Annotated in this window: 4 protein-coding genes and 1 pseudogene; 4 read left to right on the top strand and 1 reads right to left on the bottom strand. The window is 67.7% G+C overall.

The annotated features are described in order from the left end of the window. Nucleotides 1–187 precede the first annotated feature (187 nt). Together ACFQEU_RS12780 and ACFQEU_RS12775 are read left to right on the top strand one after the other, a co-directional pair. Nucleotides 188–1,267 carry a tubulin/FtsZ family protein gene (locus tag ACFQEU_RS12780; protein WP_379782739.1) on the top strand — a complete coding sequence of 360 codons (1,080 nt, stop codon included), beginning with the start codon at nucleotides 188–190 and terminating at the stop codon, nucleotides 1,265–1,267. A 94-nt stretch (nucleotides 1,268–1,361) separates the two neighbouring features. Then, nucleotides 1,362–2,060, top strand: a complete 699-nt coding sequence (locus ACFQEU_RS12775) for a phosphoglycerol geranylgeranyltransferase (protein ID WP_379782736.1) — start codon at nucleotides 1,362–1,364, stop codon at nucleotides 2,058–2,060. A gap of 37 nt (nucleotides 2,061–2,097) precedes the next feature. Here the strand turns inward: ACFQEU_RS12775 and ACFQEU_RS12770 are convergent, their stop codons facing one another. Next, a complete protein-coding gene (locus ACFQEU_RS12770; protein ID WP_379782733.1) occupies nucleotides 2,098–2,736 on the bottom strand; it encodes a riboflavin synthase in 639 nt (212 codons plus the stop codon). A 202-nt stretch (nucleotides 2,737–2,938) separates the two neighbouring features. Here ACFQEU_RS12770 and ACFQEU_RS12765 point away from each other — a divergent pair, with 202 nt between their 5' ends. Then, nucleotides 2,939–3,325, top strand: a complete 387-nt coding sequence (locus ACFQEU_RS12765; protein WP_379782730.1) for a response regulator transcription factor — start codon at nucleotides 2,939–2,941, stop codon at nucleotides 3,323–3,325. Then, nucleotides 3,322–3,723: pseudogene (locus ACFQEU_RS12760) on the top strand (HEAT repeat domain-containing protein); the annotation flags it as partial. The gene ACFQEU_RS12765 and the pseudogene ACFQEU_RS12760, both read left to right, overlap by 4 nt.

Genomic DNA, 3,723 nt, shown 5'->3' with positions numbered 1-3,723 from the left:
GCGGGCCGTTCGCCCCCGGCGATCGCCCGTTCGACGGCGGCCAACCGCTCCGTGAGGCGGGCTTGCTCCGTCGTCGCGCTCCCCTCGACCGTCCCGCCGTTCTCGCTCGACATACGCCGGGTGGCCGCGGTACCGTACTTAAATCGACGGGGAAAGGGTATTATCCCCGGATAGGTATGGTTCGTGCATGAAAGCCGTCCTCGTCGGTGTCGGACAAGCGGGAGGCAAGCTCACGACGGCGCTCTCGGAGTTCGACGCTGAGATGGGGTTCGGCGCGGTCCGCGACGCCCTCGCCGTCAACAGCGCGGTCGCTGACCTCGACCCACTCCCTCTCGACACGGTGCTCGTCGGACAGTCCAGAGTGAACGGCCACGGCGTCGGCGGCGACAACGAGCTCGGTGCCGAGGTGATGGACGAGGACGCCGTCGAAGTGTTGGATGCGCTCGCTCCGAAGGTGACGGCCGACGTGGAGGCGGTGTTCGTCGTCGCCGGGCTGGGGGGCGGGACTGGGTCCGGCGGCGCGCCGGTACTCGTCCGCGAGCTCGCCGCGGTGTACGACGTGCCGATCTACGCGCTCGGCGTCCTTCCCGGCCGTGACGAGGGTGCGATGTATCAGGTGAACGCGGGCCGGTCGCTGAAGACGCTCGTCCGGGAGGCGGACGCGACGATCCTCCTCGACAACGACGCGTGGCGCTCGGCCGGCGAGAGTGTCGAGGGCGGTTACGCCGCCATCAACGAGTCGATGGCGCGCCGCGTCGGCCTCCTGCTCGCCGCCGGCGAGGCCACACAGGGCGTCGGCGAGTCGGTCGTCGACACCAGCGAGGTGATCAACACGCTCCGGGCGGGCGGGATGGCGGCCGTCGGCTACGGATCGGCCCCGGCGGCCGAGGAGGCGGGCGAGAACGTGAACACCGTGATAAGTACGGTCCGCAGCGCGGTGATGACCGGGCTATCGCTGCCGAACGCCACGGAAGCGGACGCGGGCCTCGTCGCGATCGCCGGCGACCCGGAGCGGATCTCCCGGAAGGGCGCGGAGAAGGCGCGAAAGTGGCTCCAGGAGGAGACGGGATCGATGCAGGTCCGCGGCGGCGACTTCCCGCTCGACTCCGACCGCCTCGCGGCCGTGGTGTTGCTCGCGAGCGTCGAGCGCTCGCGGCGGGTCGAAGCGTTCCTCGAACGCGCGCGCCAAGCGGTCCGGGACGAGGAGGGGACGAGGCCCGATCCGGCGGAGGCGTTCCAGACGGACGAGCTCGACGACCTCATGTGACCTCGCAGGCGAGCCCGGGGCCCTCTTCCGCCGCCGCCGTCGCCCTCACGACGCTTCCGCACCTTTTTACTCCCGCCCGGTGGACTCACTTCCGATGAGCAATCCGTGGGACGACTGGGACCACGTGCTGAAGGTCGACCCCGACAAGGAACTGCTGGACGGGGAAACCTTCGAGGACGTCTGCCGGACCGGGACGGACGCGATCGAGATCGGCGGTACCCTCGACATCACCGCCGAAAAAATGACGCGGGTCATCGACGCCGCCGCCGAGTACGACGTCCCGCTCTACCAAGAGCCGTCGAATCCCGGTGTCGTTATCGAGTCACCGGCACTCGACGGCTACCTGATCCCCACGGTGTTCAACGCCGGGGGTCCGTTCTGGATCACGGGCGCACACAAGGAGTGGGTCCGCATCGACGATCTCGACTGGGAGCGGACTCACACCGAGGCGTACATCGTGTTGAACCCGGACGCGGCGGTCGCGGAGCTGACGAACGCGGACTGTGACTTGACGCCGGACGATGTCGAGGCGTACGCGAAAGTCGCGGAACGGATGTTCGGCCAGGAGATCGTCTACGTCGAGTACTCCGGCACGTTCGGCGACACGGAGACGGTCGCGGCCGCTCACGACGCGCTGAACGACGCGTCGCTGTTCTACGGTGGCGGCATCCACGACTACGAGTCGGCAAACGAGATGGCCGCCCACAGCGACGTGATCGTCGTCGGGGACCTCCTCCACGACGAGGGAGTCGACGCGGTTCGCGAGACGGTCCGAGGCGCGAAAGACGCGTAACGCGCCGGTTGTTCTCAGTACCCCTCCCCGGTTGTTCTCAGTACCCCTCGGTCATGTTCTCGACGTACTTCGCGATCACGTCGACCTCCAGGTGGACCGGGTCGCCGACGGATTTCTCCGAGAGCGTCGTCAGATCGTAGGTTGTCGGGATGATCGCCACGTCGAACGCCGACTCCCCCTTTTCTGCGACCGTCAGGGAAATGCCGTCGAGCGTCACCGACCCCTTGTCGACGAGGTACCGACCGTGTCCCTCCGGGATCGAGAAGGTGAACCGCCAGTCCTCCCCGACCCGCTCGATGGCCGTCACGTCGGCGACGGTGTCGACGTGCCCCTGCACGACGTGGCCGTCGAACCGCCCGTCTGCGGGCATCGCGCGCTCCACGTTGACAGCATCGCCCTCGCGGAGCTCCCCGAGGTACGTCTTCTCGACGGTCTCGCTCGCGAGGAACACCTCGAACCACGCGCCCTCGCCGTCGGGCTCTCCGTAGGATTCGACCGTTAGACAGACGCCACTGACGCTTATCGACTGGCCGTGGTGGAGGTCGTCGAACCCGCCGTTTCCCGTCTTTTCGTCCTTTCCTTCGACCGCGTCGATGCCGATCCGCAGTCGAAGTCCGTCGTCGGTCTCCGTCCGCTTCCGGACGGTTCCGGTTCCCTCGACGATGCCGGTGAACATGGTCGACGGTCCGGGCGGCCGACGGATATCCATTCCGGGTTCCGACCGATCCCAGGGCGCAGTATCCCGGTCGGTGTCGGGATGCCGCTCGGACTGCACGACCGCCATCGACAGCTCGAGTGGTCCCCAGGACACCCGCACACCCGGACCATCCGTGACCCACCTCGGTAGTATAAAGTACGGCAGGGATCTGATATCTCGTGTGTCACGAACGGCCGTCATCGCCGACGACGACGAGACCATCCGGTCGATCCTCCAGTACAAGCTGTCGATGGCGGGGTTCGACCTGACGGTCTGTCACGACGGCGTCGAGGGACGGGAGGCGCTCGACGCCCCCGATATCGACCCGGATGTCGTGATCCTCGACGTGATGATGCCGCGACTGAAGGGAACCCAGCTCCTCCGGGAGATCCGTCGAGGGGAGCTCGGGGTCGATCCGGACGTCCCCGTGGTGCTTCTCACTTCCCGTGGGCGCGAGTCGGACGTCTTGGAGGGGTTGGAATCCGGGGCGAACGAGTATCTGACGAAGCCGTTCAGTCCGAACGAACTGCTCGCTCGACTGGAGAAACTGCTCGCGAGACGACCGTGACGGCCGCAACGCTCATCGCACAGGTCACGGTTCCGACAGGCGTGCTGACGGGGGCGATCGTCGTCCTCGTCTCGGCGCTGATGGCGGCCGTGATCGTTACTCTCGGGTACTCGCTTCGAGCGGCCAGAACGCGACGACGACGGACCGTCGTCCGGAGCGAGCTGCGCTCCGAGTTGCTCGACCGGCTGTACGGCCGCGACGATCCCGCGTGGGAGGCGTGGGCCGCGTCGCTGTCGAGCCGCGAGCGCGAGGAACTGGAGTCGATCCTCGGCGTGTACCTCCGCGAGATCGAGGGACGGGACGCGCGCCGGCTCGCCGGGCTCGGGACGGCGCTCGGGATCGACGACCGCTCCCGCGAGGACATCGCGACCGGCGACTACTGGGACCGGCTCCACGAG

This window comes from Halorubrum tibetense (genome assembly GCF_042661865.1).
Lineage (GTDB): Archaea > Halobacteriota > Halobacteria > Halobacteriales > Haloferacaceae > Halorubrum > Halorubrum tibetense.
The sequence above is the reverse complement of the archived record's forward strand: the minus strand, read 5'-3'. Positions and strand labels throughout refer to the sequence as shown.

Excerpts from the sequence above, each read along its gene's own strand:
- ACFQEU_RS12780 (WP_379782739.1), top strand. The coding sequence starts at position 188 with ATGAAAGCCGTCCTCGTCGGTGTCGGACAAGCGGGAGGCAAGCTCACG.
- ACFQEU_RS12775 (WP_379782736.1), top strand. The coding sequence starts at position 1,362 with ATGAGCAATCCGTGGGACGACTGGGACCACGTGCTGAAGGTCGACCCC.
- ACFQEU_RS12770 (WP_379782733.1), bottom strand. The coding sequence starts at position 2,736 with ATGTTCACCGGCATCGTCGAGGGAACCGGAACCGTCCGGAAGCGGACG.